This window comes from Vibrio sp. 2033 (assembly GCF_033339735.1).
In genome coordinates, this window is sequence record NZ_JAWOVC010000004.1 from 206,164 (window position 1) to 232,308 (window position 26,145).

Consider the following 26,145-nt stretch of genomic DNA (forward strand, 5'->3'; position numbering starts at 1 on the left):
CGGATGTCTACAGAAATTACCTACGATGGCGTCGAACAATTGCCAATGCGCAAGTTCACTGAAGACGCTTATCTGAACTACTCGATGTACGTAATCATGGACCGCGCCTTGCCATACATTGGTGATGGCTTAAAGCCGGTTCAACGACGCATCATTTATGCGATGTCAGAGCTTGGTCTCTCTGCATCAGCAAAATACAAAAAATCTGCACGTACCGTTGGTGACGTGCTAGGTAAATACCATCCGCACGGTGATTTAGCGTGTTACGAAGCGATGGTATTGATGGCTCAGCCATTCTCTTACCGCTATCCATTAGTGGATGGTCAAGGTAACTGGGGTGCGCCAGATGATCCGAAATCATTTGCGGCAATGCGTTATACCGAAGCAAAACTGTCTAAGTTTGCTGAAGTATTGCTTGGCGAACTTGGTCAGGGCACGGTTGAATGGCAACCTAACTTTGATGGCACAATGAAAGAGCCACAAATGTTGCCAGCACGTCTGCCTCATATCCTGCTTAACGGTGTAACCGGCATTGCCGTTGGTATGGCAACAGACATCCCACCGCACAACGTTCGTGAAATCGCAGATGCGACTATTCATTTGATCGACAACCCGAAAGCAGAACTGCCGGACGTGATGCAGTATGTCAAAGGTCCGGATTACCCAACAGAAGCAGAAATTATCTCGCCGCAAGCGGATATCGAGAAGATTTACCGCAACGGTCGTGGCAGCATCAAAATGCGCGCGGTTTGGCATAAAGAAGGTTCTGATATTGTTATCACTTCTTTGCCTCACCAAGTATCGGGTGCCAAACTGCTTGAGCAAATCGCTAACCAGATGCGTGCGAAGAAGCTGCCAATGGTTGACGATCTTCGTGACGAATCGGATCACGAGAACCCAACGCGTATCGTTGTGGTGCCTAAGTCAAACCGTGTCGATTGTGACTTGTTGATGAACCACTTGTTCGCATCAACGGATCTTGAGCGCAGTTACCGCGTTAACTTGAACATGATTGGTTTGGATAACCGTCCTCAAGTTAAAGGTCTGGTGCAAATTCTATCTGAGTGGATCGAGTTCCGTCGTACGACTGTGCGTCGTCGTTTACAACACCGTCTAGACAAAGTAATGGCTCGTCTACACATCTTGGAAGGTTTGTTAGTTGCTTACCTCAACCTAGATGAAGTGATTGAGATCATCCGTACTGAAGACGATCCAAAAGCGGTGCTGATGGAACGCTTTGGTATTACCGATATCCAAGCGGATGCAATTTTAGATACCAAACTTCGTCATCTAGCGAAACTAGAAGAGATGAAGATCCGTGGTGAGCAAGACGAGCTAGAGAAAGAGCGTGAGAAGCTAGAACAGCTACTCGGTTCTGAGCGTCGTCTGAACACACTACTGAAAAAAGAAATCAAAGCAGACGCAGAGAAATACGGTGATGACCGTCGCTCTCCAATGGTTGAGCGTGCAGAAGCAAAAGCGCTGACTGAACGTGACCTCGTACCAAGTGAGCCAATCACGGTTGTGCTTTCTGAGAAAGGTTGGATTCGTCACGCGAAAGGCCATGACGTGGATGCCGAAGGCTTAAACTATAAGTCGGGTGATAAGTATTTAGCGCATGCTCGAGGTAAGAGTAATCAGCCTGCGGTATTCCTAGGTAGTGACGGTCGAAGTTACTCTCTGGAATCGCACTCACTGCCTTCTGCTCGTAGTCAAGGTGAGCCGATTACCGGTCGCTTGAATATTACGGCTGGTAGCAGTATTCGCCAAGTCATCATGAGTGAAGAAGATCAGCTGTGGCTGGTGGGTTCAGATGCAGGTTACGGCTTTGTATGTAAAGGCGCGGACTTGCTGTCTAAAAACCGCAGCGGTAAAGCGCTCGTCACTTTACCTGCCAACTCTGAGATCATGACGCCAAAAGAGATTGAAGATTTAGACTCTGATGAAATCTTAGCAATCACTAACCAAGGTCGCATGCTGCTGTTCCCAATCAAAGACTTGCCACAACTGGCGAAAGGTAAAGGGAATAAGATCATCAACATTCCTGCAGCTAAAGCAAAAGAGCGAGAAGAAGTACTATCTCACTTAATGTCTTTACCAAAAGGTGCATCGTTAACGCTGTACGCGGGTAAGCGAAAGTTGGGTCTTAAACCGTCTGACCTTGATAACTTCCGTGGCGAACGTGGTCGCCGAGGTGGGTTATTACCGAGAGGTTTGCAGCGAGTCACTCGCATTGAAGTTGAGCTAGATGATTCCGATACGACGGAAACACCGAGCGATAGCGAGTAACGCACAAATAAAAATCCCAGCCAATGGCTGGGATTTTTTATGCTTCTTGCTTGTCTTCGGCAATGGTGACTTTCAAGGTCATCTCTTTTCCTTTGCGAATGATACCGACGTCCACGGTGGTGCCAGGACGTAAATCGGTGACGATATCCATAACGCTCTGACGCCCTTGCACTTTATTGCCATCAATACTGATAATGATGTCCTGCTTTTGGAAGTCTGCCGCATTGGCTGGACCATTTGGATCAATACCAAGTACGACAATACCACCTATGTGTTCATTTCCAAGTAAGCGAGCAGTGACCGCATTAATGTCTTGGCCGTCGATTCCAATGTAACCACGAATCACGCGGCCATCAGCGATGATTTTCTGCATGATCTTACTGGCTAGCGGCGCAGGGATAGCAAAAGAAATACCGTAAGTTTCTAAGTCTGTCGCTTGCTGAAAAGAGGCGGTATTAATGCCGACGAGCTCGCCTTGTGTGTTCACTAGGGCTCCACCAGAGTTACCTTCATTGATGGCGGCATCGGTTTGAATGAATGCTTGACGACCATCGCTAATAGATGAACGACCTGTGGCAGAAATAATGCCGAACGTTGTGGTTTGTCCAAGGTTGTATGGGTTACCGATGGCTAGTACTACATCGCCCACTTGTGGTTTGTAATTAGAGTTCAGAGGGATTACGGGCAAATTCGAACCTTCGACACGCAGTACGGCTATATCAGTACGTTTATCTGTCCCTACGAGCTGAGCCGCTGCGGCTCTGCCGTCTTGTAATGCCACAACAATTTGATCAGCTTGAGCAACCACATGATAGTTAGTAATGATGTAGCCCTTCTCACTAACAATGACACCTGACCCCAGGCCTTGAGTCGAGAGTTTACTGCGATCGTTCTCAACATACTTACGGCTGTAGATGTTTACCACGGCAGGCGCTGCTCTTCGGACCGCTTGATTAAACGTCAACTCGACTGATGCGATATTAACAGGTTGAGGATCAAGCGCGGCAGGAATTACGTTGTTGCGCAAAGATGGAACCGCCAGTAATACCACTGCGGCAGTAGCCAAGCCTAAAAAGACAGAACGTAATAAAAAGCTGAGCATATCCTCTCCATGCGTGAGCGCCAAAATGGCATCGAAGATGAAGAATAGCATTACATTGAAAAATAACAAAAGGGCAGCACGTCATCGCGCTGCCCTTTTCATTAGTTATTGAGCGATAAGGAAAAGTGATCGAGTCTTATCACTCAGTACTATGCATCGAAAACCTTATTTCCTATCACTTTGAAAGTGGTTAACGAATGACAAGATAAATAGTACGCTCACCACGTTGAATATTAAGAGCCAGTACACCTTTGTGTTTCTCTACGATTGTACGAAGCTCGGCAAGGTTTTTCACTCGTTGACGGTTCACACCGATAATAATGTCACCTTGTTGTAATTGATATTGAGCCGCTGGAGAGTTATCTGTAACGCTCGATACTTTAACACCTTGGATTACATCACTTGGTGTTGTATTGCTTAACTCCGCACCTTTGAGTCCCTCATGTAATGTCTCCGCTTTAGCTTTCATATTCGTAGATTCGCCAAGCGTTACATCAAAGGTTTTATTCTTACCATCTCGAACCACACCTAATGTGATTTCTTTACCTGCGCCCAGTGTTGCCACTTTTGCGCGGAGCTCTGAGAAAGTATTAATCGCTTTGCCGTTCACCGATACAATTACGTCACCGGCTTTTAACCCTGCTTTATCGGCTGCGCTGTCCGGTACGACTTGACCAATAAAGGCCCCTTTACTCGACTCGTAACCCAATGCATCAGCTAGCTCAGAGGTTACTTCGCCACCTTGCACACCCAACATGCCGCGTTTGACTTCACCAAACTCTAGAATTTGATCAGTGAGGTTTTTCATCATGTTTGATGGAATCGCAAAGCCAATACCCACATTACCGCCGTTAGGGCCTAAAATTGCAGTATTAATACCGATCAGCTCACCATTAAGGTTGACCAATGCACCACCAGAGTTACCGCTGTTAATTGCGGCATCGGTTTGGATGAAGTTTTCGAAGTTTTCAACGTTTAAGCCACTACGACCAAGGGCTGAAACAATACCCGAAGTTACGGTTTGACCGAGCCCAAATGGGTTACCAATCGCAACCGTAAAGTCACCGACACGCAGTTTGTCGGAATCCGCGACTTTAATCTGCGTTAAGTTTTTCGCTTTCTCTAATTTAAGTAACGCAACATCGGCCATTTCATCACCGCCAACGAGCGTAGCGTCATACTCGCGCCCGTCAAAGAGGCGAACTCGAATCTCATCTGCGCCCTTGATCACATGGTAGTTAGTGACAATATGGCCTTTCTTCGCATCAATAATGACACCAGACCCTAAACCTCTGAACGGGCGCTCTCGCCTTTGTTCCATAGGAAAGTCTGGGCCAAAGAAAAATTGAAATTGCTCGGGAATGCGGCTGGTTTGTACTTGTTTACCTTCTACAGCAATACTCACAACAGCTGGGGTCACCTTCTCAAGCATTGGTGCCAAGCTAGGTAACTGTTGGCCATCCACATTCAAAGGTAATGCGGCAGTGGCTTGAACTGGGGCAATAATCGAACCCAAACTCAGAGATAGAACGGTGAGCGCAAGCAGTGGTTTTTTCATCCAATAACTCCTCTTGAAACATGTCTGCCAAAAAGAAATATCCGAACGGTTAGTTCACTTTGTTAATAACTAATATAGGGTCTAGTTCGGACAATCAAAAGGGGAGGCAGTGCACATCCAAGTTAGAGCGAAGGTGAGGTGAAAAAGTTCAAAAAAGGGCCGATACAAATGTATCGGCCCTAGATAGAAGTAAGAGAGGATTATGATGCTTTTGCGGTTACCGCTTCGGGAGCATTAATGATTTCTTTCTCTTGATCCTTCAAAAGACCGGTGGCGCCATTAGCGTAGTCTTTTGGTTGTTCGTTAAACTCTGGTTGATCTTCTGCAATAGTTTCAGACGACATTGCCGTTTTCTTATCAAACGGGTTGTCTTGTTCTGGTAAGTTTGGCAAAAGCTCAGAAGAGGTCTTGGCCATATGTTGGTATAGCTTGGTGTAATCTTTACCTAGGGTGTCCAACATTTCTGCGGTTTGTGCAAAATGATCGACGAGCTCTTGACGTTGTTGCTCTAATTCAAACTTGGCCGCTTCAAGTTCTTTCTGCACAGACTTTTGTTTCTTGTATTCAGGGGTGGTTAGTCTACTAATGACTACGCCTACGATTGTACCGACCAGCAAACCCACAATGGCATAAATCCAAGGCATAACTGCTCCTTATAGTTGTTTTAACAAGTCTTTTACTACTTAGTTACACGCGGTGCTCGTCCATGTTACTATGGCTTGAACAGCCGATAAAGAAAAATAGCAGTATGTCTTCGGGGACTGATAACTACTTCTCTCTATTCTCAAAGTTGACCCCGAGGTAACCCTTTTCTCTATACCTCTATACGACTTAATACGATGACACCACTACAACAATATCAAAAAGACATAGCAGAACACGGGTTTCAGCGTGATGAAGCTCAGTATCAAGCGGTCGTTGCATTAGACAAGCTTTACCATGCTATCGTTGAATTTCAGTCAGCGCCTGTGCCTCAGCTTTCCAAATGGCAAAAGCTAATAGGGAAAAAAATCGACAAGCCTGAACCACCAAAAGGCCTTTACTTTTGGGGGGGCGTAGGTCGCGGTAAAACCTACCTTATGGATGCATTTTTTGATGCTTTACCGACCCAAAGAAAAATGCGCGTCCACTTCCATCGATTTATGTATCGAGTACATGATGAGTTGAAGCTGTTAGGTGATGTCGAAAATCCTCTATCAAAAGTGGCGGATAAATTTAAAGAAGAAGCCGATGTGGTTTGCTTTGATGAATTTTTTGTTTCCGACATTACTGATGCGATGATCCTTGCAACGCTACTTCAAGAAATGTTCAAGCGGCAGATGATCCTAGTCGCGACTTCAAACATTGAGCCGCAGAACTTATATCGTAACGGTTTGCAAAGAGCGCGCTTTTTGCCCGCGATCGATATGATTTTGGCGCGTTGTGAAGTGTTGAATGTCGATAGTGGCGTTGATTATCGCTTAAGAACGTTAGAACAGGCTGAAATATACCATTACCCGCTTGATGAGCAGGCTAGCATAAACCTTAACAAATATTATCAGCAGCTGACTGGAGAGCGTAAGTTTGTTGCTCATCAAATCGAAGTTAACCACCGTCAACTGGTGGTGATTGAGGCAAGCGACGGGGTGCTGCATGCGTCGTTTGCTCAGTTGTGTCAAACTGCTCGCAGTCAAAATGACTACATTGAATTGTCTCGTATTTACCACACGGTATTACTGGCAGATGTTCAACAAATGAACCGAAAAATAGATGATGCGGCGAGACGCTTTATCGCGCTGGTCGATGAGTTTTACGAGCGCAATGTTAAGTTGATTATTTCTGCTGAAGTGCCAATGGCCGACTTATATACTGACGGGCAGTTAGAGTTCGAATTTAAGCGCTGTTTGTCTCGGCTTACTGAGATGCAAAGTCATGAGTATCTCGCGCGTGAACATTTGGCCTAGATCCAATGGATTCTTAAAAAAGTGAAGAAAAAATTAGTGATTTGGCGCAAAAAAAGGTGATTTTTTCTTCGCTCTTCTCTATAATCCTGCGACCCACCGTTACTGCAGACCTGATTATCGAAGTTATTTCGAAATTGAAGGTCGAGAGTACCAACGACTCGAAGGGGTGATGACTGGGCTCTTAGACAGTGTGGGAGCACTATTGGGTGTTCCTTTAAAGTTTAAAATTTAATTAACGGGTTATTGTTAGCATGAAAACTTTCGTTGCTAAACCAGAAACTGTAAAACGCGACTGGTACGTTGTAGACGCTGAAGGTAAAACTCTTGGCCGTCTAGCAAGTGAAATTGCATCTCGCCTACGTGGCAAACATAAAGCTGAATACACTCCTCACGTTGACACTGGTGATTACATCATCGTTATCAACGCTGAGAAAGTTGCTGTAACTGGTAACAAAGCTAAGAACAAAGTGTACTACCGTCACTCTGAATTCCCAGGTGGTCTAAAATCTATCACTTTTGAAAAGTTGATCGATCGTAAACCTGAGATGGCTCTTGAGCTTGCAGTTAAAGGCATGCTTCCACGTGGTCCTCTAGGCCGTGCTATGTACCGTAAGCTAAAAGTTTACGCGGGCGCTGAGCACAACCATGTTGCTCAACAACCACAAGTACTAGACATCTAATTGGGGATTTCGAAAATGGCAGAGAATCAATACTACGGCACTGGCCGTCGCAAAAGCTCAGCTGCACGTGTTTTCATTAAACCAGGCAGCGGTAACATTGTAGTAAACAAGCGTAACCTTGACGAATACTTCGGTCGTCCAACAGCACGTATGGTTGTACAACAACCTCTAGAGCTAGTTGAACTAACTGAAAAGCTAGACCTTTACGTAACAGTTAAAGGCGGCGGTATTTCTGGTCAAGCTGGTGCTATCCGTCACGGTATCACTCGCGCGCTTATGGAATACGATGAGTCTCTACGTCCTGCTCTACGCGCAGCTGGCTACGTTACTCGTGACGCTCGTTGCGTTGAACGTAAGAAAGTTGGTCTACGTAAAGCACGTCGTCGTCCACAGTTCTCTAAGCGTTAATTTCCTCTTATCGGGAATTATGCTTTTCAGAGTTACTCTGGAAACTGTGTACCAAAAGCTCGGCTCTATGCCGGGCTTTTTTGTATTTAAATACATCATACTTGTCTTCAAGCAACGAACAACCTTCACTTATCATCACATTCCGAGTAGGCCTTCTTGTTCGTCCTCTTCGTCGAAAGGTTGCCAGTGCCGTTTTATATGTGTGCCTTATTTAATCGCGACTCACCACGCTTTCTCTTGCGATGCAGCATAGATGTATTCATCAGCAAGAATGTCTTTGTATCTTATTCTTCCTGTAACATGTTTTAAAATGACTTACGCTCCTTTTTGAGCATTCTGCGTGCTACAAAATTGAAAATATAAACACAGTAAGCTGAACGCGTAATACGAAATATTTCTCTGTGTAATTAACTGAAAACTACCAAGATAAAAGGTTTTATCTGCTTTCAGCGGGGCTTCTATGTGGTGCTTTCTTGTTACAAATCACATCAATTTTTTATAATTCTGCCGCTTTTGTGACGACGCGAGCGATTTGCCTCACAAATGTTACAAAAAGGTAGCTTTATCTTGTCAAAAAGTAGGGTTTTCTTTATCATTTCCCTCCAATAAATAGAACTAAATTCATTATTTGTTAGCCATGCTCTTATAAGCGGAATAATAACGATCCAAAGGGAGCAAATGGGAGAATGTTTGGATGAGCAACGCGCCTTTAAATAACGGTCGCAGGCGTTTTCTAACCGCTACAACGGCAGTTGTTGGTGGGTTAGGGGCAGTCGCCGTCGCCGTGCCTTTTATCAAATCATGGAATCCGAGTGCTAAAGCCAAAGCGGCGGGCGCACCGGTGGAAGTGGATATAAGTAAAATTGAACCAGGTCAGCTGGTTCGTGTTGAGTGGCAGGGAAAACCTGTATGGATTGTTCGCCGCACTCAAAGCGTTCTGGATAACTTAAAATCGATCGGTGATAAGCTTCGCGATCCACAATCTGAAATGGAGCAGCAGCCTGAGTACGCTCAGAATGAGTTTCGTTCGATTAAGGAAGAGTTTTTCGTCGCAGTTGGTTTCTGTACCCACTTAGGTTGTTCACCAACCTATCTACCTGACTCTTTCTCTGAGCAGGTGCAGGGCGTAAGATCTGGCTTCTTCTGTCCTTGTCATGGTTCTAAGTTCGACATGGCTGGTCGAGTGTTCCAAGGAGTACCTGCTCCGTTGAACCTTGTCGTTCCTAAGCACATGTATTTGAGCGATACCAAGCTCATTGTGGGTGTTGATGAGGGAGATGCATAATGCAAGCAATGTTAGATTGGGTTGAAAAGCGTATTCCTGCAATGAATGCTTATAAAAAGCATTTGTCTGAATACCCAATGCCTAAGAACTTCAACTTTTGGTACCTTTTCGGTTCTCTGGCGATGCTGGTTCTTGTTAACCAAATCCTAACGGGTATTTGGCTAACGATGAACTATGTTCCTTCAGGTGACGGTGCATTTGCGTCTATCGAATACATTATGCGTGATGTAGAGTACGGTTGGCTTCTGCGTTACATGCATTCCACTGGCGCGTCAGCGTTTTTCGTTGTTGTGTATCTTCACATGTTCCGTGGTTTGATCTACGGTTCATACCAAAAACCTCGTGAACTATTGTGGATCTTCGGTATGTTGATCTTCCTTGTTCTCATGGCTGAAGCGTTCATGGGTTACCTACTTCCATGGGGTCAGATGTCATACTGGGGTGCGCAGGTAATCATTTCCCTGTTTGGCGCTATTCCTGTTATCGGTGATGACCTAACGCTTTGGATTCGTGGTGACTACATCATCTCTGGTGCAACGCTAAACCGTTTCTTCGCACTACACGTTATTGCACTGCCTATTGTTTTGCTTCTTCTTGTTGTTCTGCACGTATTGGCGCTGCACGAAGTAGGCTCAAACAACCCGGATGGTATCGAAACTAAGCTGCCAAAAGGCTCAATGGGCGACGATTACAAAACGCAATTCAAGTTCCACGATTACTACACGAAGAAATATGACATCATTGATTCGATTCCTTTCCATCCGTACGGCACGGTTAAGGACTTGGTCGGTGTTGCTGGTTTCTTGTTCTTCTTCTGTTACGTGCTGTTCTTTAACCCAGAAATGGGTGGGTACTTCCTTGAGCCGCCTAACTTTGAAGCTGCAAACCCATTGAAGACACCAGAGCATATTGCTCCGGTATGGTACTTCACGCCGTTCTACGCAATCCTACGTGCGGTTCCAGACAAACTATTAGGTGTTATCCTAATGGGTGCGTCAATTGCAGTGCTGTTTGTTCTACCTTGGTTGGATCGTTGTAAAGTTCGTTCATACCGTTACCGTAGCAAACTTCATCTATTGAATATTGTACAGTTCACTATCGCCTTTATCGCTCTAGGTATTTTAGGTGCGTTACCAGCGACACCAACGTACACACTACTATCTCAGATCTTTAGCTTGTGTTACTTCATGTTCTTTGTGTTGCTGTTCTTCTACAGCAAAAATGAAGCAACCAAACCATTACCAGAGAGGGTGACATTCAAATGAAGAAGTGGATTGTAATTCTATTTGCTATGTTGCCATCACTAGCGATGGCAGCTGGGGCCAATGTTCCGCTGGATAAAGCGAATGTTGACCTTACGGATAAAGCTTCGCTACAAAACGGCGCGAAGTTGTTCATGAACTACTGTTTTGCTTGTCACTCTACGCAATACCAGCGTTACGAGCGTGTAGCAACAGACTTGGAAATTCCAACAGACTTAATGAAAGAAAACCTGATTTTCAATCCTGAAGCGAAAATCGGTGATCTAATGGTCAATGCTATGCCACCGAAGCAAGCGGCAAACTGGTTTGGTGCTCCACCACCAGATCTTACGTTGGTTGCACGAGTTCGTGGTGCTGATTGGTTATACACTTACTTACGCTCTTTCTATGTTGATCCATCTCGTCCATTCGGCGTGAACAACATCGTCTTCCCGAGTGTTGGTATGCCGCATGTGCTTGAAGAGCTACAGGGCATCCCGACGCCGATTTACGATACGAAAATCGTAGATGGCGAAGAAGTACAAGTTGTTGTTGGTACTGAAACCGATGGCACCGGTGAGCTGAGTGAAGGCGAATATGACAAAGCGGTTGGCGATCTCGTTAACTTCTTAGTTTATTCAGGTGACCCAGTGCAGCTTGAGCGTCATGCTCTAGGCTGGTGGGTAATGGGCTTCTTAGTGCTTCTAACCATCGTTGTTGTGATGCTCAAGAAAGAGTATTGGCGCGATGTGCATTAATTGTGCTAAAATACCGTGCTAATTCCCAATTTTAATTGATGTACAATGGAGGCTTAGCCTCCATTGTTTTTATTTGTAAGTGTACTGGAGGGCTCCATGGCTGTAGCTGCCAATAAACGTTCTGTGATGACTCTTTTCTCAAGTGCATCAGATTTGTATAGCCATCAGGTTCGCATTGTACTAGCTGAAAAAGGCGTAAGTGTTGAAGTTGAGCTTGTTGACGAAGCAAACCTTCCTGCTGAGCTTGTTGAGCTAAACCCATATAAATCAGTGCCAACTCTTGTTGACCGTGAGCTAGCTCTTTACGATTCAAAAATCATCATGGAGTACTTGGACGAGCGCTTCCCTCATCCACCTCTAATGCCGGTTTACCCTGTTGCTCGTGGCAACAGCCGCTTGATGATGTACCGTATCGAACGCAACTGGTATTCACTCGCTGAAAAAGTGATGAAAGGTAATGCGGAAGAATCAGAAAAAGCACGCACAAAGCTGCGTAATGATCTTCTGACGTTAGCGCCAATTTTTGCTGAATATGAGTACTTCATGAGCGAAGAATTCAGCTTGATCGATTGTTACCTAGCACCACTATTGTGGCGTTTGCCTCAACTTGGTATCGATCTTGTTGGCCCTGGTTCAAAAGAAATCAAGGTATACATGAACCGCGTATTTGAACGTGATTCGTTCCTTGCTTCTTTGACTGAAGCTGAACGTGAAATGCGCCTAGTTCGCTAAGCGATTTAAAACACGTTATGGATATTGCAAAAATGACTGCTCGCCGCCCGTATATGCTTCGCGCATTTTACGATTGGTTAGTAGACAATGACTTGACTCCTCACTTGGTTGTGGATGCAACAATGCCAGGGGTGCGTGTCCCGGTTGAATTTATTCAAGATGGTCAAATTATTTTGAATATTGCGCCACGTGCAGTGGGTAATCTTGAGTTAGGTAATGATGCGATTACCTTCCATGCTCGCTTTAGCGGTCGTCCGCACTCAGTGATCGTGCCTGTGTATGCTGTTCAAGCTATTTATGCACGTGAGAATGGTGCTGGTACTATGTTTGAACCAGAAGAAGCGTACACTCACATCGAAGAAGAAGCGATGACCGAGGAAGAATCATCCCCATCGTTCACAACGGTTAGCGATGAGCCTTCTGAGTTAGTTTCTGATTCAGATGCCGAAGAGGACGATGCTCCTCGACCAAAAGGCAAACCAAGCTTAAGAGTGATTAAATAATAAAAAAGCAGCGTAACGCTGCTTTTTTCTTTTTAACTTGTTGAAGATGATTTCAAGCCAGACTTTGGAAATTACTCACTAATCGTAAAGACTTCGACGTTCTCTTCACTTTCTGTACTTGCCTCACTTTCTATTGTTTGTACACCGTCACTCGGTAAGTCTACTTCAACAGGCTCCATTTCGCCGTATTGGAACCCTTTAATGACTTGTTTTACGCCTGAGATATTACGCGCGATTTCTGTCGCTCGATCGCCTTGCTCTGGCGTGACATAACCAAACAGAAAAACGTCGCCATCTTCGGTGATCACTTTAACCTTAACACCATTAAGCTCAGAATCAGTAAGCAAAGCTGACTTTACTTTGGTTGTGATCCAGCTGTCATTGCTAATCTGGGTAACAGTGAGTGGCTCTTTTTGTTTGATTTGATTGTGTATGACTTTTACACCACTAACTTCTCGAGCCCTTCGCTCTAAAGCAAGGATAAGGTCTTGTGTCGGAGCTTGTCCCATAAGGACTACAGTCCCATTATATGAACTGGCAACGACACGTACTTCACCTTTAAACGGTGCTTTATTGCCGATCGCCGCAACTTCGAATTCAATGTTATTGTCCTGCCAGATTTGTTTTGTCGTGCGTGTGTCCGTGACAATATTCGCTGTGGTTGCTGCACCTGCGATAAACAAACCTGCGCAACCACTTAAACTCAATGCTGTTAATAAGATAACAAGGCTACGTATCATAATTCTGACTCTCAGTCTTGGTTACTCTTCGTGAGCAGGGAAAAGCACCTGGTCAATAAGATCACAAAGGCAATGGAGTGTTACCATATGTACTTCGTGAATACGTGCAGTGCGGTGTGATGGAATACGAATTTCGACGTCGTTCTCACCGAGCAGTCCTGCCATCTCTCCGCCATCTTTTCCTGTTAGCGCGATAATCGTCATGTCTCGAGTTACGGCTGCTTCCATCGCTTTGATAATATTTTTACTGTTACCGCTAGTCGACATGGCAAGCAAAATGTCGCCTGGTTGACCAAACGCTCGTACCTGTTTTGAGAAGATTTCCTGGTAGTGGTAATCGTTGGCCACTGCGGTTAGGGTGGTATTATCGGCGGTTAAGGCCATTGCTGGTAGGCTAGGGCGCTCAGTTTCAAAACGGTTTAAAAGACAAGAAACAAATTGTTGAGCGTTTGAAGCACTGCCGCCATTACCACAACATAAAATTTTATTGCCATTAAGCAGGCTCGACACCATCGCTTGAGCTGCATGAGTAATGGCATCAGGCAGCGCCTCTGCTGCTGCGATTTGAATTTGAATACTTTCTGTAAAGCTGTCTTTAATGCTGTCTAGCATCGCTTATCCTTCAGAGATTGCGTTTTCTATCCAGTTGATATCTCGACCATTATCATGAATGGCGATGACATCAAATCGATAATCGATATTGTGTTTTAAGCGCTTTTGTTGGCTAAGCCAAACTTGTGCGGTTTTGACTAGCTTGCGCATTTTAGCGTGCGTCACCATTTCTGCTGCCGAGCCAAAGTGATTGTTCTTACGGTATTTGACTTCAACAAACACAATAGTTTCACCTTGTTGGAAGATTAAATCAATCTCACCGACCTTAGTCAGAAAATTTTGTTCAATAAAGTTTAAGCCCTGGCGTTGTAAATACTGCTTCGCCAGAGCTTCATATTGATTTCCGATTTGGCGCTTGCTAAAGAGCCCCACGCTCAGCCCAGCTTAGCTCACGCTGTACAACACAATTATTGTCGATACTTAAAATACCGGTTTGGCCGCCAACTGAGTAGCCCGGAACGACCTTCATTTGTGGCAGCTCCCCAATCAATTTATACGCATCCATACCCAGTGCTTTCAAACGTTTTTCCATGTTAGATTGCTCTGACCACAACTCGTTCATTTCAGCGGTCACGCTAGGGTCTGGGTCAATCAGCAATGGAATATCGCTGTAGATGATGCCTGTTAGATCTTCGTAAGTCGCGCCGCCACTGTTGCTACGCGAGCTAGAGAAAATTTGTGGCGCTTTGGCGTCTGGATTAATCGCTACCTCAATAAACGGCTTAATCAAAGTCAGTTCCGTGCTTCTAGCAACAATATAAACCGCATCGACATCACGACGGCTACGTGGCTGTGTTTCAAGCTTGATACGCATTAGTGATTGCATCTGAGCAATACGTTGTTTGCTTTCTTGCAGACCAAATACTTCATTGATGTCTTTTTGAAGTTGGCGCTTGTCACCAAAATAACTTGCTGCGACTTTATTAGAGCTGTACTTGCGCCACTCTTTGTTGAACGCTTCAGTTACACGTTCACCAAAGCTGCCCTTTGGTGCCAGAATCAGAGGGAAGTTATAGCCTTCGCTGAACAAGTGTTTCGCTGCTTGTGCGGCTTCTTGTTCCGGTGATAATGCCAAGTAGCAAATATTGCTATCTGGTTGCACATCTTCGGGAATATTTAGCGCAAGGGCTGGAATCGTAGGACCATTTTCTGAGCCATCCATGGTTGTGTGCAATAGCTCAACGTTCTCTTTTTCTAGAGGACCAACAACAAAATCGATGTTTTCATTGATCAAACGTTGTTTAATTTGGTCGGCGTTATACGCATTAGTGTCTATTACCGTGAGGGTAGCGCTTGGATCACGGTTACGATCATTCATCATCGCAAACACAAAACCATCACGAATTAATTGCGCTTGTGGCGAGAATTTACCAGTAAGCGGCAGTAACAAAGCGGTGTTGTTTGGTTTAACAATGTCTAGAGAGAGAATGTTTTGAATCTCTTCTGGTGTGTAGATAGCGGCTGGGTGAGATGGGTTCTCGTTTAACCAGCGTTCTAGGGTATTTTTTAGTTGGGATAAGTTGCCCGACAGCGTTTTCGCATAAATAGCGAGTTGTAGCCAACCATCTAAAACATCTTCATTTGGCTCTGTTTCTAATGAGGTCAGTTCGTACTCGGAGTAGCTGCCAAAGTTCATCCAAATACGGCTAGAAATCTCTCTCTGCTCCGCGGACGATGCATATTGACCAAATGCAACCAGTTGGCGGTTTGCCTCAAACGCTTGGTTAAGACCTTGATAAGCGTCGGCACGCATCAAGTAATAGTCTTTCCATTGCTCATTTGGCAACTTCCACCAAGGTTTAAAATTCAACAATTGCAGCAACTGAGAGTAATTACCCTGTTTTTGCTGTATGGTCGCACGCGCTAGTTGCCACTCTGCTTGCTGAACTTCGGTTAACTGTTGACGAGCCAGGCGCTTGATCAACATTTCTGCTTGATCAAACTGGTTTGCTTGAATCGCGGCTTTGGTTGCCATGATCAACCAGTCATTTTGTAAACTGCCTTCCGTGCTATCAGCTTGGATCATATAGTTCTGAACAGACTGAGTAGGCTCAAGTGTTACATCAACGCCATCAGGCTGTCTTGGACCTGAAGAACAGGCGGCGAGCGTAATTGCTAGTGCAACAGGAGTAAGTATGCGTGGTACACTGAGTCTCTTATGGTTAATCATTGCCGTGAGTTCTCTATAATTTTGTACAAAATTGTCTCTATATTAATCGTTGAAGTGATGGTAAACAAATGACAGATAAAAATAAGTTGCCGAATGAGGGGCCAACTCTCTATATCGTACCGACTCCAATCGGAAATTTAGCGGATATCACCCAACGTGCTATCGAAATTCTGTCGACTGTGGACATCATTGCCGCTGAGGATACTCGACATACGGGCAAATTACTGTCTCACTTCAATATTCAAACCAAAACTTTTGCTCTACATGACCACAATGAGCAGCAAAAAGCACAAGTTTTGGTAGAAAAGCTGCTTTCCGGTCAGTCTATCGCATTAGTTTCTGACGCTGGTACGCCACTTATCAGCGACCCAGGATACCATTTGGTGACAAAATGTCGTCAAGCGGGCGTTAGAGTTGTGCCTCTTCCAGGTGCTTGTGCGGTCATTACGGCGTTAAGTGCCTCTGGCTTGCCATCGGATCGCTTTAGCTTCGAAGGTTTTTTACCACCGAAAAGCAAAGGTCGTAAGGATAAATTCCTAGAGATTGCTTCGGTAGAGCGTACGTGTATTTTTTACGAGTCACCGCACCGTATTTTAGACTCTCTACAAGACATGTTAGACGTTCTTGGCCCAGATAGAGAAGTTGTGTTGGCAAGAGAGCTAACAAAAACCTTTGAAACCATTCAAGGCATGCCGTTAGGTGAGCTGATTGAATGGGTGAAAAGTGACGATAACCAACAGCGTGGTGAAATGGTATTGTTGGTACATGGCCATCGTGAAACAACAGACGACTCACTACCTGAAGATGCTTTACGCACGTTAGGCATTTTGACCAAAGAGCTGCCTTTGAAAAAAGCAGCTGCTTTGGTGGCAGAAATACATAACTTGAAGAAGAATGCGTTATATAAATGGGGCTTAGAAAACTTAGACTAAGTGCCGCTAGCGAGATAAATGGTCAATGAGGGCTGATGTTTAGGCATCGGCCTTTTTATTATCTATTTTTGGCACCTTGACTAAAAAGTCATCACTTAGTGCATTCATTTCATCATATCTGTGATCTAACTAGACTCTGAAGTTAGAACTCTATACAATCCGCCCTCGGAGCTGACTGGGTAGTCGCTGCTTTGTTGATGTCCTTCGGGAGACTGACGTCGAAGTCCCTTTGGGAGACTGACGTTGACGTCCTTCGGGAGACTGACAAAGGGGAGGAAAGTCCGGGCTTCATAGAGCAAGGTGCCAGGTAACGCCTGGGGGGCGCAAGCCTACGACAAGTGCAGCAGAGAGAAGACCGCCGATGGCCCGTAAGGGTACAGGTAAGGGTGAAAGGGTGCGGTAAGAGCGCACCGGACGACTAGCAATAGTTCGTAGCAGGGTAAACTCCACCTGAAGCAAGACCAAATAGGCCTCCACATTGCGTTGCTCGCGTAAGGAGGCGGGTAGGTTGCTCGAGCCAGTGAGTGATTGCTGGCCTAGACGAATGGCTACCGCCGCGCAAGCGGAACAGAACCCGGCTTATGTGTCGGCTCCACCTATTCGAGACCCATCTCTACTTCGGTAGTGATGGGTTTTTTGCATTTAATTGACGCAAACTATGTCATTACCAATAAACTTGGCGTAAATCACGTCTAACTTTAGACTTGTGGTGGCGATGATGTAGGAAATCAGTACACTAAAGAATCGCTTCAAGATCATTCAACGAGAAAGCTATGACCGAAACCTTCCAACATATTTCCGTGTTATTAAATGAATCCATTGATGGCTTAGCTATCAAACCAGACGGCGTCTATATTGATGGAACATTTGGCCGTGGCGGTCACAGCCGGATAATTCTATCTAAACTCGGTGAAAATGGCCGACTGTACAGTATCGACCGTGACCCTCAAGCGATCGCTGAGGCAGGCAAAATCAATGACCCTCGCTTCACCATTATTCATGGTCCATTTTCTGGTATTGCTGAGTATGCTGAAGAGTATGGACTAGTTGGAAAAGTGGATGGTGTTCTGCTGGATTTAGGCGTTTCTTCTCCTCAGTTAGACGACGCAGAGCGTGGCTTTAGCTTTATGAAAGACGGTCCGCTAGATATGCGTATGGACCCGACATCAGGTGTTCCAGTATCTCAATGGTTGATGGAAGCAGACCTCGATGATATCACTTGGGTCATTCGCGAGTTTGGGGAAGATAAACATGCGCGCCGTATTGCAAAAGCGATTGTTGCCTACCGTGAAGACGAAGAAAATGAGCCAATGGTTCGCACTGGTCAGCTGGCAAAATTGATTTCAGATGCCGCACCGAAAAGTTTTAAAGAGAAAAAACACCCTGCGACTCGTGCTTTCCAGGCTTTTCGTATTTACATCAACAGTGAGTTAGAAGAAATTGATACGGCACTTAAAGGCGCGGCGAGCATTCTGGCTCCTGAAGGCCGTTTATCTGTGATTAGCTTCCACTCTCTGGAAGACCGTATGGTCAAACGTTTTATCCGTAAAGAGAGCAAAGGGCCTGAAGTGCCACACGGTATTCCAATGACGGAAGAGCAAATTCGTGCTCTTGGTAGTGCGAATATGAAAGCGGTGAGCAAAGCGATTAAGCCAAGCAAACAAGAAATTGAAATGAACCCTCGCTCGCGCAGCTCTGTGTTAAGAATTGCGGAAAAGCTTTAATTATTATGACGAAATCCACTCCTAATCTTGCTAAGTTGATTGCAACAGATCTCCTCACTGTTGGTCGCTGGCCATTACTGTTGTTGCTATTGATCGTGGCATCGGCAATGGGAGTGGTATTTGCTACCCACCATGCGCGTCAAGCGATCACCGAGAAAGACCATACGTTGGTTGAACGAGAACGATTAGATAGCGAATGGCGTAACTTAATGTTGGAAGAAACTGCCCTCGCGGAACACAGTCGTGTTCAAGACCTTGCCAAAAAAGAACTTGAAATGAAACGACCTGATGGCGATAAAGAAGTGGTTGTCACGCTCAAATGATTAGAAAAAAATCCAACACGAAACAAGCCAATAAGCGTAAACCTGTAGCAAAAGAGAAAGCGGCTACGGGGGAAAAGAAAAACGATAACAAAGCAGTGAAAGTGGCGGTCGAAGAATCTTTCTTGATTCGTTGGCGCTTCCATCTATTACTGTTTTTTGTTTTTTGTGCATTTGCCCTTTTGGTGGCACGCGTAGCCTACATCCAAATCATTGAGCCAGATAACCTGATTAAACAAGGTGACCTACGTTCGGTTCGTGTTAAATCCATTCCTTCTGCTCGCGGTATTATTTCGGATCGAAATGGTGAGCCGCTTGCTGTCAGTGTACCGGTTGAGGCGGTTTGGGCAGATCCTGCCACGATATTTAAAGAAAACGCGTTAAGCCAGACCAAAAGTTGGCATGCATTAGCGGATGTTCTTGGTATTGACCGACAAGGGTTAATAGACAAAATCAAGCGCAATGAAAAACGCCGCTTTATCTACTTGCAGCGCCAGGTCAGTCCGGCCATGGCGAACTATATTCGTGAGCTAAAGCTGCCAGGTGTTGGCCTTAAGTCGGAATCTCGTCGTTATTATCCTGCAGGTGAGGTCAGTGCTCACTTAGTCGGTGTGACAGGCATTGACGGGCATGGCCTAGAAGGTGTGGAGCGTAGCTACGATGAGTGGCTCACTGGCGCGGCGGGTAAGAAAACTATTCGTAAAGACCGTTATGGTCGTGTTGTGGAAAACATTGCTTGGCAAGACAAGCAAGAAGGTAAATCACTTCAGTTAACCATCGATCAGCGCCTACAGGCGATTGCGTATCGTGCGATTAAGCAAGCCGTTGCGGACCACCGCGCCACTTCAGGTTCCGTTGTCATGTTGGATGTAAAAACGGGCGCCGTATTGGCCATGGTTAATGCTCCTTCTTACAACCCTAACAATCGTAGCGATTGGCAAAGCTATCAAATGCGTAACCGAGTGATCACGGACTCAATGGAGCCCGGTTCGACCATTAAGCCTTTCGTTATTTTAGCCGCCTTAGAAAATGGGATAGCCGATAAAGATACCATCGTAGATACCGGTAATGGTGTCCTACGTTTAGGTGGTAGTCGAGTCAGAGATGTCTCTCGCGTAGGCAAAGCGAGCTTGACCACGATCCTTAAAAAGTCGAGTAATATCGGTGTGACGAAGCTAGCAATGCAAATGCCGGTAGAGGCGCTTCTTGGGCTGTACAGTTCAGTGGGTTTTGGTGAGCTTTCTGGCCTAAACCTAGTTGGGGAAGTGACGGGTATTTTTCCTACACGAACTCGTTGGTCGCCAATTGAGCGCGCCACGATTGCGTTTGGTTATGGTCTATCGATTACACCAATCCAGCTAGCCCATGCTTATGCGACGCTTGGAAACCTTGGCAAATACGAGCCTATTCATATTATCGAAAGCAATGATCATGACATGTCACGCCAAGTGGTGAGTGCGAAGTATGCGCGTCAAGTATTAGACATGTTGGAAACCGTAACTCAAAAAGGGGGCTCGGCTCGCAGAGCGGCAGTTCCTGGTTATCGAGTGGGAGCGAAAACGGGTACATCACGTAAAGCTTCTGCTGGTGGGTACAGCGATGAGTACATCACCTACACGGCTGGGCTTGCTCCGGTTAGCGATCCGCGAATTGCTTTGGTGGTGATCGTAAATGAGCCTCAAGGCGATGACTACTATGGTGGTTCGGTAGCGTCTCCTGTCTTCTCTGAAATCATGAAAGGCGCGCTACAAATACTCAATGTTGCACCTGACGAAAACAAATTCCAACAGTAAGCCCTGTGGTTTACTGAGCAAACAAAATTAAGAAAACCTGAGCCAAAGCTCGGAGAACAAATATGACTAAAGCCATCAGTATGGACGTGCTGCTTTCCCCTTGGGTGGATTGCCCTAGCTTATCGTCCGTTCTTGTTTCTGAATTGGAGCTCGACAGCCGAAGAGTTCAACCTGGAACCACGTTTGTAGCAGTGATTGGCCATGTTGTGGATGGGCGTAAATTCATTGCTTCTGCAATTGAGCAAGGTGCAAATGCAGCCCTGGCGCAAGCCTGCGATGTCAAAACACATGGTACGGTGGAAATCATTGATGATGTTCCCGTCATTTACATCGATAGGTTGGACCAACGTTTATCCGCAATTGCTGGAAAGCTCTATGCTTACCCTAATATGGATTTGATTGGTGTCACTGGCACCAACGGCAAAACCACCATTACCCAGTTAATAGCGCAATGGCTAGAACTGCTTGACCATAAAGCGGCGGTAATGGGAACAACAGGAAATGGCTTCCTCAATAACTTGCAACAAGCTGCGAATACAACGGGGAATGCCGTTGAAATTCAGAAAACGCTCTCCTCTCTCGCAAATCAACAAGCCACATACACCGCGCTAGAAGTATCTTCTCATGGCCTGACGCAAGGTCGTGTCAAAGCATTATCATTTGCGGCGGGCGTGTTTACTAACTTAAGTCGTGACCACTTAGATTATCATGGCACGATGGAAGAGTATGCCAATGCAAAGCTTGGGTTGTTCACGCAACACCAATGTGAACGTTCCATTATCAATGTTGATGATGAAGTAGGTCATCAATGGGCGTCGCAGTTAAGTAATGCGATCGCTGTTTCGCTCAAGCCGAACACTGAATTTGAAAGCGCAATTTGGGCGACGGAAGTCAGTTACGCGGAGTCAGGGATTACTATTAAGTTCGATGGTAAATTTGGCTCAGGTGAATTGCACGCGCCATTGATTGGTGAGTTTAATGCAACCAACTTAATGCTCGCTTTTGCGACCTTATTAAGCTTAGGTAAAGAGAAACAAGCGTTACTCGAAACCGCAGGTCAACTGCAACCTGTACTCGGCCGAATGGAGTTATTCCAAACTGAGGATCGTGCCAAAGTCGTGGTTGATTATGCCCATACTCCTGATGCTTTAGAAAAAGCGCTGCAAGCTTTACGAGTTCATTGTGAAGGCCAGCTGTGGGCTATTTTTGGCTGCGGTGGCGATCGCGATGCAGGTAAGCGCCCAATGATGGCGGAAATTGCAGAGCGTCTAGGCGACAGAGTGGTGTTGACTGACGATAACCCACGCAGCGAAGACCCGGTTCAGATTGTGAAAGACATGTTAGCTGGGCTGTCAAAACCTGCTGAAGCGATTGTTCAGCATGACCGCTTCAAAGCACTGTCTTATGCCATTGAAAATGCTTCGCCAAACGACATTATCTTGTTAGCTGGGAAGGGTCATGAAGATTATCAGATTCGTAATGGCGAAACGATTCATTACTCCGACCGCGAGTCCGCAATGCAACTTTTAGGATTGACCTCATGATCAAAGTAACGTTATCTCAAATTGCAGACATCACACGTGGCGAGCGATTCGGCGACGATCTACTTATCGACGCGGTTTCTACTGATACACGAGCGATTGAGCGTGGGGCTTTATTCGTCGCGTTAGTTGGGGAGCGCTTTGATGCGCACAACTTTTGCCAACAAGCGGTAGATGCAGGTGCCGGTGCTTTACTCGTAGAAAAACGCTTAGATGTGAATGTGCCGCAAATTGTGGTGTCGGATACCAAGCTTGCATTGGGTGAGTTTGCTTCTTGGGTGCATCAAGCATGCAAAACACCTACCGTTGCCATCACCGGAAGTTGCGGTAAAACGACCGTAAAAGAAATGGTTGCGAGTATCCTGCAATTGAAAGGCAAAGTGTTATTCACGGCGGGTAACTTCAATAATGATATTGGTGTTCCGTTGACATTATTGCGCTCACAGCAGGATGATGATTATGCCGTGATTGAGCTTGGTGCTAACCATATCGGTGAAATTGCTTACACGACTCAGTTAGTAAAACCAGATATCGCGTTAGTGAACAATGTAGCCGCCGCTCACCTTGAAGGCTTTGGTTCTATCGATGGCGTGAAACAAGCCAAAGGTGAAATCTACCAAGGCCTTTCAGCTGGTGGTATTGCGATTGTTAACCTAGACAGCAATGGTGAAGCCAAGTGGGATGAAGTGTTAGCAGATAAGAAAGTCATTACTTTTTCACAAAGTAATACTGATGCAGACTTCTTCGCTTCTAACATCGTATTGAACGCCGCAGGTGAAGCAAGCTTTGACTTACATATCGCAGCAAGCTCACAAGAAATTGAACTGTCTCTGGGTATTATAGGTCAACACAACGTTGCGAATGCGATCGCTGCTTCTATTATTGCGTTACAAATGGGCGCCACATTAGAAGAGGTTCGTGCTGGCCTTAAACATTTGAACAAAGTGAAAGGTCGCGTCGAGGTTGAAGCGCTGAGCGAAAAGATAAAATTGATTGACGACAGCTACAACGCGAGCGTGCCAGCCATGAAAGCGGCAGTTGATTTATTGGCCGCTTTCCCAGGTCAACGCTGGCTGATTTTAGGTAATATGGCGGAATTGGGCGAGGAAAGTCTTGCACTTCATCGTCAAGTCGGGGAACATGCTGCCCCACAAAAATTTGAACATGTTCTCACATATGGTGCAGACGCCAAGGTGATCAGTGATCTTTGCCAAGGCATTCATTTTGAGACGCACCAAGAGATGATTGAATACATCAAGCAGCATCTAGACCAAGCCGTTCCTGAAAACCATACGATATTGGTGAAAGGAGCGAACGGTGCACGTATGTTTGAAGTCGCTGCTGCTTTGAAGGAGTATTATTAATGATTATTTGGCTTGCCGAGCTGCTACAGCCATACCTGTCTTTTTTCCGATTGTTTGAATACTTGTCTTTTCGAGCAATCCTAAGCGTATTAACCGCTCTAGGTCTGTCATTATGGATGGGACCAATCATGATCAAGCGTTTGCAAATGCTGCAAATTGGTCAGGTAGTGCGTAACGAAGGTCCTGAATCTCACTTTAGTAAGCGTGGTACCCCAACAATGGGCGGTATCATGATCTTAGCGGCCATCTCAATCACGATTTTGCTATGGACAGACTTATCCAACCCTTACGTATGGGCGGTACTTACGGTCTTACTTGGCTACGGTGCGGTCGGATTTGTTGATGATTATCGTAAAGTGGTACGTAAAAATACCGATGGCTTGATTGCGCGTTGGAAGTACTTCTGGCAGTCGTTGATCGCGTTTGTCGTCGCTTTCGCATTGTATGCTTACGGTAAAGACACAGCAGCAACTCAGCTAGTGGTGCCATTCTTTAAAGACATCATGCCGCAGCTTGGTTTGATGTATATCATTCTGACTTACTTTGTCATTGTAGGTACAAGTAACGCGGTTAACCTGACTGATGGTCTAGACGGTTTGGCAATCATGCCAACGGTTCTTGTTGCAGCAGGCTTCGCGGTTATTGCATGGGCGACCGGTAACGTTAACTTCTCTGAATACCTTCATATACCATACTTACCACATGCTTCTGAGTTGGTTGTCGTATGTACAGCAATCGTCGGTGCAGGCCTTGGTTTCTTGTGGTTTAACACGTACCCAGCACAAGTGTTCATGGGTGATGTCGGCTCACTAGCGCTTGGCGGCGCGTTAGGCACTATTGCTGTTCTCGTTCGTCAAGAGTTGGTGTTGGTGATCATGGGCGGTGTGTTTGTGATGGAAACGCTGTCGGTAATTCTACAGGTGGGTTCATACAAACTGCGTGGTCAGCGCATTTTTCGTATGGCACCGATTCACCACCACTACGAATTGAAAGGTTGGCCAGAACCTCGCGTAATCGTGCGTTTCTGGATTATTTCTATGGTTCTTGTTCTGATTGGTCTTGCGACATTGAAAGTGCGTTAATCGCACTTTCCAAGAACAAGATTTACAGTGTGATCAAATATGGAACGTTGGCAAAACATACATAGTGTTGTCGTCGTAGGGCTCGGTATTACCGGGCTCTCTGTCGTTAAACACCTAAGAAAAAATCAGCCACAGCTTGTGGTCAAAGTCATTGATACTCGCGTAAACCCTCCGGGTGCAGAGCGCTTGCCGGAAGATGTTCAACTGCATAGTGGTGGTTGGAATACAGACTGGCTTTCTGACGCGGATCTTATCGTGACCAACCCTGGTATTGCGCTAGCGACACCAGAGATCCAAGCCGTATTAGCAAAAGGTACGGCAGTAGTAGGTGATATCGAGTTATTCGCTTGGGCGGTGCAGAAACCGGTGATTGCGATTACGGGCTCAAACGGTAAGAGCACAGTAACCGACCTCACAGGTGTGATGGCTAAGGCTGCAGGTTTGGATGTTGGCGTTGGTGGTAACATCGGTGTGCCTGCTCTGGATTTGTTAGAACAAGACGCAGACCTATATGTACTCGAACTCTCGAGCTTCCAGTTAGAAACGACGTCAAGCTTAAAGCTCAAAGCCGCTGCGTTTCTGAATCTTTCTGAAGATCATATGGATCGTTATCAAGGCATGTCTGACTATCGACAAGCTAAGTTGCGTATTTTTAACCATGCTGCTCTTGCAGTCGTGAACCGTGATGATCAAGAAACCTTCCCAGACGCAGAGATGCCATTGGTGACATTTGGCAGCGACAATCAGGACTTTGGTCTCGAGGTGGATGGCAACCGTACTTGGCTGCTCGATCACGGTCAACGAGTTGTCGCAAGTGATGAGCTTAAGTTGGTTGGTAAGCACAACTTATCTAACGCTCTGGTTGCTTTAGCGCTATTAAAAGCTGCGGACGTAAACTATCACAAAGCATTGAATGCACTTAAAAATTACACGGGACTGACACACCGATGCCAGGTGGTTGCGGATAATCAAGGCGTCAAATGGGTGAATGACTCTAAAGCAACTAATATTGCCAGCACTATGGCTGCGCTATCTGGTTTGGAATCGACAGGCAAGCTCTACTTACTCGTTGGTGGTGTTGGCAAAGGTGCTGACTTCTCGCCATTAAAACCGATCTTCGCGACGCTTAACTTGCAACTGTGTTGCTTTGGCGCTGATGGCGATGAATTTATGCCACTGCATGAATCTGCAATACGTTTCAACACTATGGAAGATGTGATTCAACAAGTATCTTCGCAGTTAAAACCAGGTGATATGGTGATGCTGTCTCCTGCATGTGCTAGCTTTGATCAATTCGACAACTTTATGGCAAGAGGTGATGCTTTCGCTGCTCTTGCTCAGAAATATGCATAATTAAAGGTTACACAC

24 protein-coding genes and 1 other RNA gene are annotated in these 26,145 nt (G+C 45.7%); 18 read left to right on the forward strand and 7 right to left on the reverse strand.

Annotated elements, in window-relative coordinates; all coding sequences use genetic code 11:
• Positions 1-3: 3 nt before the first annotated feature.
• Entirely contained in the window at positions 4-2,289 is a 2,286-nt protein-coding gene (gene parC / locus R7P74_RS08485) for a DNA topoisomerase IV subunit A (RefSeq protein WP_206959305.1), read from the forward strand.
• Between the two features lie 37 nt (positions 2,290-2,326).
• Here parC and degS read toward each other — a convergent pair whose 3' ends face one another.
• The 3 genes from degS to zapG form a co-directional block, all read right to left on the reverse strand.
• Positions 2,327-3,391 carry an outer membrane-stress sensor serine endopeptidase DegS gene (degS, locus tag R7P74_RS08490; protein ID WP_318122803.1) on the reverse strand — a complete coding sequence of 355 codons (1,065 nt, stop codon included), beginning with the start codon at positions 3,389-3,391 and terminating at the stop codon, positions 2,327-2,329.
• A 190-nt stretch (positions 3,392-3,581) separates the two neighbouring features.
• A complete protein-coding gene (locus R7P74_RS08495) occupies positions 3,582-4,949 on the reverse strand; it encodes a Do family serine endopeptidase (protein ID WP_064376558.1) in 1,368 nt (455 codons plus the stop codon).
• 200 nt (positions 4,950-5,149) lie between these two features.
• Entirely contained in the window at positions 5,150-5,593 is a 444-nt protein-coding gene (gene zapG, locus R7P74_RS08500) for a Z-ring associated protein ZapG (protein WP_005379861.1), read from the reverse strand.
• Between the two features lie 195 nt (positions 5,594-5,788).
• On the opposite strand from zapG, the gene zapE reads away from it, so the two are divergent.
• The 8 genes from zapE (at position 5,789) to sspB (ending at position 12,499) form a co-directional block, all read left to right on the forward strand.
• The gene (gene zapE, locus R7P74_RS08505) at positions 5,789-6,892 is read left to right on the forward strand and encodes a cell division protein ZapE (RefSeq protein ID WP_064376559.1); all 1,104 of its coding nucleotides are present in this window, start codon (positions 5,789-5,791) and stop codon (positions 6,890-6,892) included.
• Positions 6,893-7,143: 251 nt separating this feature from the next.
• Positions 7,144-7,572: a 50S ribosomal protein L13 gene (gene rplM / locus R7P74_RS08510; protein WP_005372872.1), complete on the forward strand. Its 429-nt coding sequence runs from the start codon at positions 7,144-7,146 to the stop codon at positions 7,570-7,572.
• Positions 7,573-7,587: 15 nt separating this feature from the next.
• Positions 7,588-7,980 (forward strand): 30S ribosomal protein S9, encoded by a 393-nt coding sequence (gene rpsI / locus R7P74_RS08515; RefSeq protein ID WP_005372876.1) that lies wholly within the window; start codon positions 7,588-7,590, stop codon positions 7,978-7,980.
• Positions 7,981-8,674: 694 nt separating this feature from the next.
• Positions 8,675-9,265 (forward strand): ubiquinol-cytochrome c reductase iron-sulfur subunit, encoded by a 591-nt coding sequence (petA, locus tag R7P74_RS08520; RefSeq protein WP_005372877.1) that lies wholly within the window; start codon positions 8,675-8,677, stop codon positions 9,263-9,265.
• Entirely contained in the window at positions 9,265-10,530 is a 1,266-nt protein-coding gene (locus R7P74_RS08525) for a cytochrome b (protein WP_005372880.1), read from the forward strand. Before petA ends, R7P74_RS08525 begins: the two co-directional genes overlap by 1 nt.
• Positions 10,527-11,264, forward strand: coding sequence for a cytochrome c1 (locus R7P74_RS08530; protein ID WP_005372881.1), 738 nt, complete (start codon positions 10,527-10,529; stop codon positions 11,262-11,264). Before R7P74_RS08525 ends, R7P74_RS08530 begins: the two co-directional genes overlap by 4 nt.
• A 96-nt stretch (positions 11,265-11,360) precedes the next feature.
• Positions 11,361-11,996 (forward strand): stringent starvation protein SspA, encoded by a 636-nt coding sequence (gene sspA, locus R7P74_RS08535; protein WP_005372897.1) that lies wholly within the window; start codon positions 11,361-11,363, stop codon positions 11,994-11,996.
• Positions 11,997-12,013: 17 nt separating this feature from the next.
• Positions 12,014-12,499, forward strand: a complete 486-nt coding sequence (sspB, locus tag R7P74_RS08540; RefSeq protein ID WP_005387408.1) for a ClpXP protease specificity-enhancing factor — start codon at positions 12,014-12,016, stop codon at positions 12,497-12,499.
• Between the two features lie 71 nt (positions 12,500-12,570).
• Here the strand turns inward: sspB and R7P74_RS08545 are convergent, their stop codons facing one another.
• From R7P74_RS08545 to R7P74_RS08560, 4 genes are read right to left on the reverse strand one after another with little or no spacing between them, the layout of a single operon-like run.
• Positions 12,571-13,239 (reverse strand): BON domain-containing protein, encoded by a 669-nt coding sequence (locus tag R7P74_RS08545; RefSeq protein WP_017633609.1) that lies wholly within the window; start codon positions 13,237-13,239, stop codon positions 12,571-12,573.
• Between the two features lie 21 nt (positions 13,240-13,260).
• Complete coding sequence (locus R7P74_RS08550; protein ID WP_005372901.1) at positions 13,261-13,851, reverse strand: phosphoheptose isomerase; 591 nt, start codon at positions 13,849-13,851, stop codon at positions 13,261-13,263.
• Positions 13,852-13,854: 3 nt separating this feature from the next.
• Positions 13,855-14,223: a YraN family protein gene (locus R7P74_RS08555; RefSeq protein WP_005372903.1), complete on the reverse strand. Its 369-nt coding sequence runs from the start codon at positions 14,221-14,223 to the stop codon at positions 13,855-13,857.
• Positions 14,210-16,021: a penicillin-binding protein activator gene (locus R7P74_RS08560; protein WP_005372905.1), complete on the reverse strand. Its 1,812-nt coding sequence runs from the start codon at positions 16,019-16,021 to the stop codon at positions 14,210-14,212. The genes R7P74_RS08555 and R7P74_RS08560 overlap by 14 nt, the downstream gene beginning before the upstream one ends.
• 68 nt (positions 16,022-16,089) lie before the next feature.
• Here R7P74_RS08560 and rsmI point away from each other — a divergent pair, with 68 nt between their 5' ends.
• From rsmI to murD, 9 genes are all read left to right on the forward strand, one after another.
• Positions 16,090-16,953 (forward strand): 16S rRNA (cytidine(1402)-2'-O)-methyltransferase, encoded by an 864-nt coding sequence (rsmI, locus tag R7P74_RS08565; protein ID WP_005372907.1) that lies wholly within the window; start codon positions 16,090-16,092, stop codon positions 16,951-16,953.
• A 167-nt stretch (positions 16,954-17,120) separates the two neighbouring features.
• Positions 17,121-17,551: RNase P RNA component class A (rnpB, locus tag R7P74_RS08570), an RNA gene on the forward strand.
• Between the two features lie 175 nt (positions 17,552-17,726).
• Positions 17,727-18,677 carry a 16S rRNA (cytosine(1402)-N(4))-methyltransferase RsmH gene (gene rsmH / locus R7P74_RS08575; RefSeq protein WP_262635635.1) on the forward strand — a complete coding sequence of 317 codons (951 nt, stop codon included), beginning with the start codon at positions 17,727-17,729 and terminating at the stop codon, positions 18,675-18,677.
• 5 nt (positions 18,678-18,682) lie between these two features.
• The gene (ftsL, locus tag R7P74_RS08580) at positions 18,683-19,000 is read left to right on the forward strand and encodes a cell division protein FtsL (protein ID WP_005372920.1); all 318 of its coding nucleotides are present in this window, start codon (positions 18,683-18,685) and stop codon (positions 18,998-19,000) included.
• Positions 18,997-20,790 (forward strand): penicillin-binding transpeptidase domain-containing protein, encoded by a 1,794-nt coding sequence (locus R7P74_RS08585; protein ID WP_318122804.1) that lies wholly within the window; start codon positions 18,997-18,999, stop codon positions 20,788-20,790. The genes ftsL and R7P74_RS08585 overlap by 4 nt, the downstream gene beginning before the upstream one ends.
• A gap of 62 nt (positions 20,791-20,852) precedes the next feature.
• The gene (murE, locus tag R7P74_RS08590; RefSeq protein WP_213868523.1) at positions 20,853-22,334 is read left to right on the forward strand and encodes a UDP-N-acetylmuramoyl-L-alanyl-D-glutamate--2,6-diaminopimelate ligase; all 1,482 of its coding nucleotides are present in this window, start codon (positions 20,853-20,855) and stop codon (positions 22,332-22,334) included.
• The gene (locus R7P74_RS08595; protein WP_262635633.1) at positions 22,331-23,695 is read left to right on the forward strand and encodes a UDP-N-acetylmuramoyl-tripeptide--D-alanyl-D-alanine ligase; all 1,365 of its coding nucleotides are present in this window, start codon (positions 22,331-22,333) and stop codon (positions 23,693-23,695) included. Before murE ends, R7P74_RS08595 begins: the two co-directional genes overlap by 4 nt.
• Complete coding sequence (gene mraY / locus R7P74_RS08600) at positions 23,695-24,777, forward strand: phospho-N-acetylmuramoyl-pentapeptide-transferase (RefSeq protein WP_005372931.1); 1,083 nt, start codon at positions 23,695-23,697, stop codon at positions 24,775-24,777. The genes R7P74_RS08595 and mraY overlap by 1 nt, the downstream gene beginning before the upstream one ends.
• 39 nt (positions 24,778-24,816) lie before the next feature.
• The gene (gene murD, locus R7P74_RS08605) at positions 24,817-26,130 is read left to right on the forward strand and encodes a UDP-N-acetylmuramoyl-L-alanine--D-glutamate ligase (protein WP_262635632.1); all 1,314 of its coding nucleotides are present in this window, start codon (positions 24,817-24,819) and stop codon (positions 26,128-26,130) included.
• Positions 26,131-26,145: the final 15 nt, after the last annotated feature.

Bases quoted from the DNA above. Each gene is read 5' to 3' on its own strand.
- R7P74_RS08525 (WP_005372880.1), top strand. From the start codon at position 9,265: ATGCAAGCAATGTTAGATTGGGTTGAAAAGCGTATTCCTGCAATGAAT.
- sspA (WP_005372897.1), top strand. From the start codon at position 11,361: ATGGCTGTAGCTGCCAATAAACGTTCTGTGATGACTCTTTTCTCAAGT.
- petA (WP_005372877.1), top strand. From the start codon at position 8,675: ATGAGCAACGCGCCTTTAAATAACGGTCGCAGGCGTTTTCTAACCGCT.
- ftsL (WP_005372920.1), top strand. From the start codon at position 18,683: ATGACGAAATCCACTCCTAATCTTGCTAAGTTGATTGCAACAGATCTC.
- degS (WP_318122803.1), bottom strand. From the start codon at position 3,391: ATGCTCAGCTTTTTATTACGTTCTGTCTTTTTAGGCTTGGCTACTGCC.
- rpsI (WP_005372876.1), top strand. From the start codon at position 7,588: ATGGCAGAGAATCAATACTACGGCACTGGCCGTCGCAAAAGCTCAGCT.
- R7P74_RS08585 (WP_318122804.1), top strand. From the start codon at position 18,997: ATGATTAGAAAAAAATCCAACACGAAACAAGCCAATAAGCGTAAACCT.
- R7P74_RS08530 (WP_005372881.1), top strand. From the start codon at position 10,527: ATGAAGAAGTGGATTGTAATTCTATTTGCTATGTTGCCATCACTAGCG.
- sspB (WP_005387408.1), top strand. From the start codon at position 12,014: ATGGATATTGCAAAAATGACTGCTCGCCGCCCGTATATGCTTCGCGCA.
- murE (WP_213868523.1), top strand. From the start codon at position 20,853: ATGACTAAAGCCATCAGTATGGACGTGCTGCTTTCCCCTTGGGTGGAT.
- R7P74_RS08495 (WP_064376558.1), bottom strand. From the start codon at position 4,949: ATGAAAAAACCACTGCTTGCGCTCACCGTTCTATCTCTGAGTTTGGGT.
- zapG (WP_005379861.1), bottom strand. From the start codon at position 5,593: ATGCCTTGGATTTATGCCATTGTGGGTTTGCTGGTCGGTACAATCGTA.
- R7P74_RS08550 (WP_005372901.1), bottom strand. From the start codon at position 13,851: ATGCTAGACAGCATTAAAGACAGCTTTACAGAAAGTATTCAAATTCAA.
- mraY (WP_005372931.1), top strand. From the start codon at position 23,695: ATGATTATTTGGCTTGCCGAGCTGCTACAGCCATACCTGTCTTTTTTC.
- rplM (WP_005372872.1), top strand. From the start codon at position 7,144: ATGAAAACTTTCGTTGCTAAACCAGAAACTGTAAAACGCGACTGGTAC.
- parC (WP_206959305.1), top strand. From the start codon at position 4: ATGTCTACAGAAATTACCTACGATGGCGTCGAACAATTGCCAATGCGC.
- R7P74_RS08545 (WP_017633609.1), bottom strand. From the start codon at position 13,239: ATGATACGTAGCCTTGTTATCTTATTAACAGCATTGAGTTTAAGTGGT.
- zapE (WP_064376559.1), top strand. From the start codon at position 5,789: ATGACACCACTACAACAATATCAAAAAGACATAGCAGAACACGGGTTT.
- R7P74_RS08595 (WP_262635633.1), top strand. From the start codon at position 22,331: ATGATCAAAGTAACGTTATCTCAAATTGCAGACATCACACGTGGCGAG.
- rsmI (WP_005372907.1), top strand. From the start codon at position 16,090: ATGACAGATAAAAATAAGTTGCCGAATGAGGGGCCAACTCTCTATATC.
- R7P74_RS08560 (WP_005372905.1), bottom strand. From the start codon at position 16,021: ATGATTAACCATAAGAGACTCAGTGTACCACGCATACTTACTCCTGTT.
- rsmH (WP_262635635.1), top strand. From the start codon at position 17,727: ATGACCGAAACCTTCCAACATATTTCCGTGTTATTAAATGAATCCATT.
- murD (WP_262635632.1), top strand. From the start codon at position 24,817: ATGGAACGTTGGCAAAACATACATAGTGTTGTCGTCGTAGGGCTCGGT.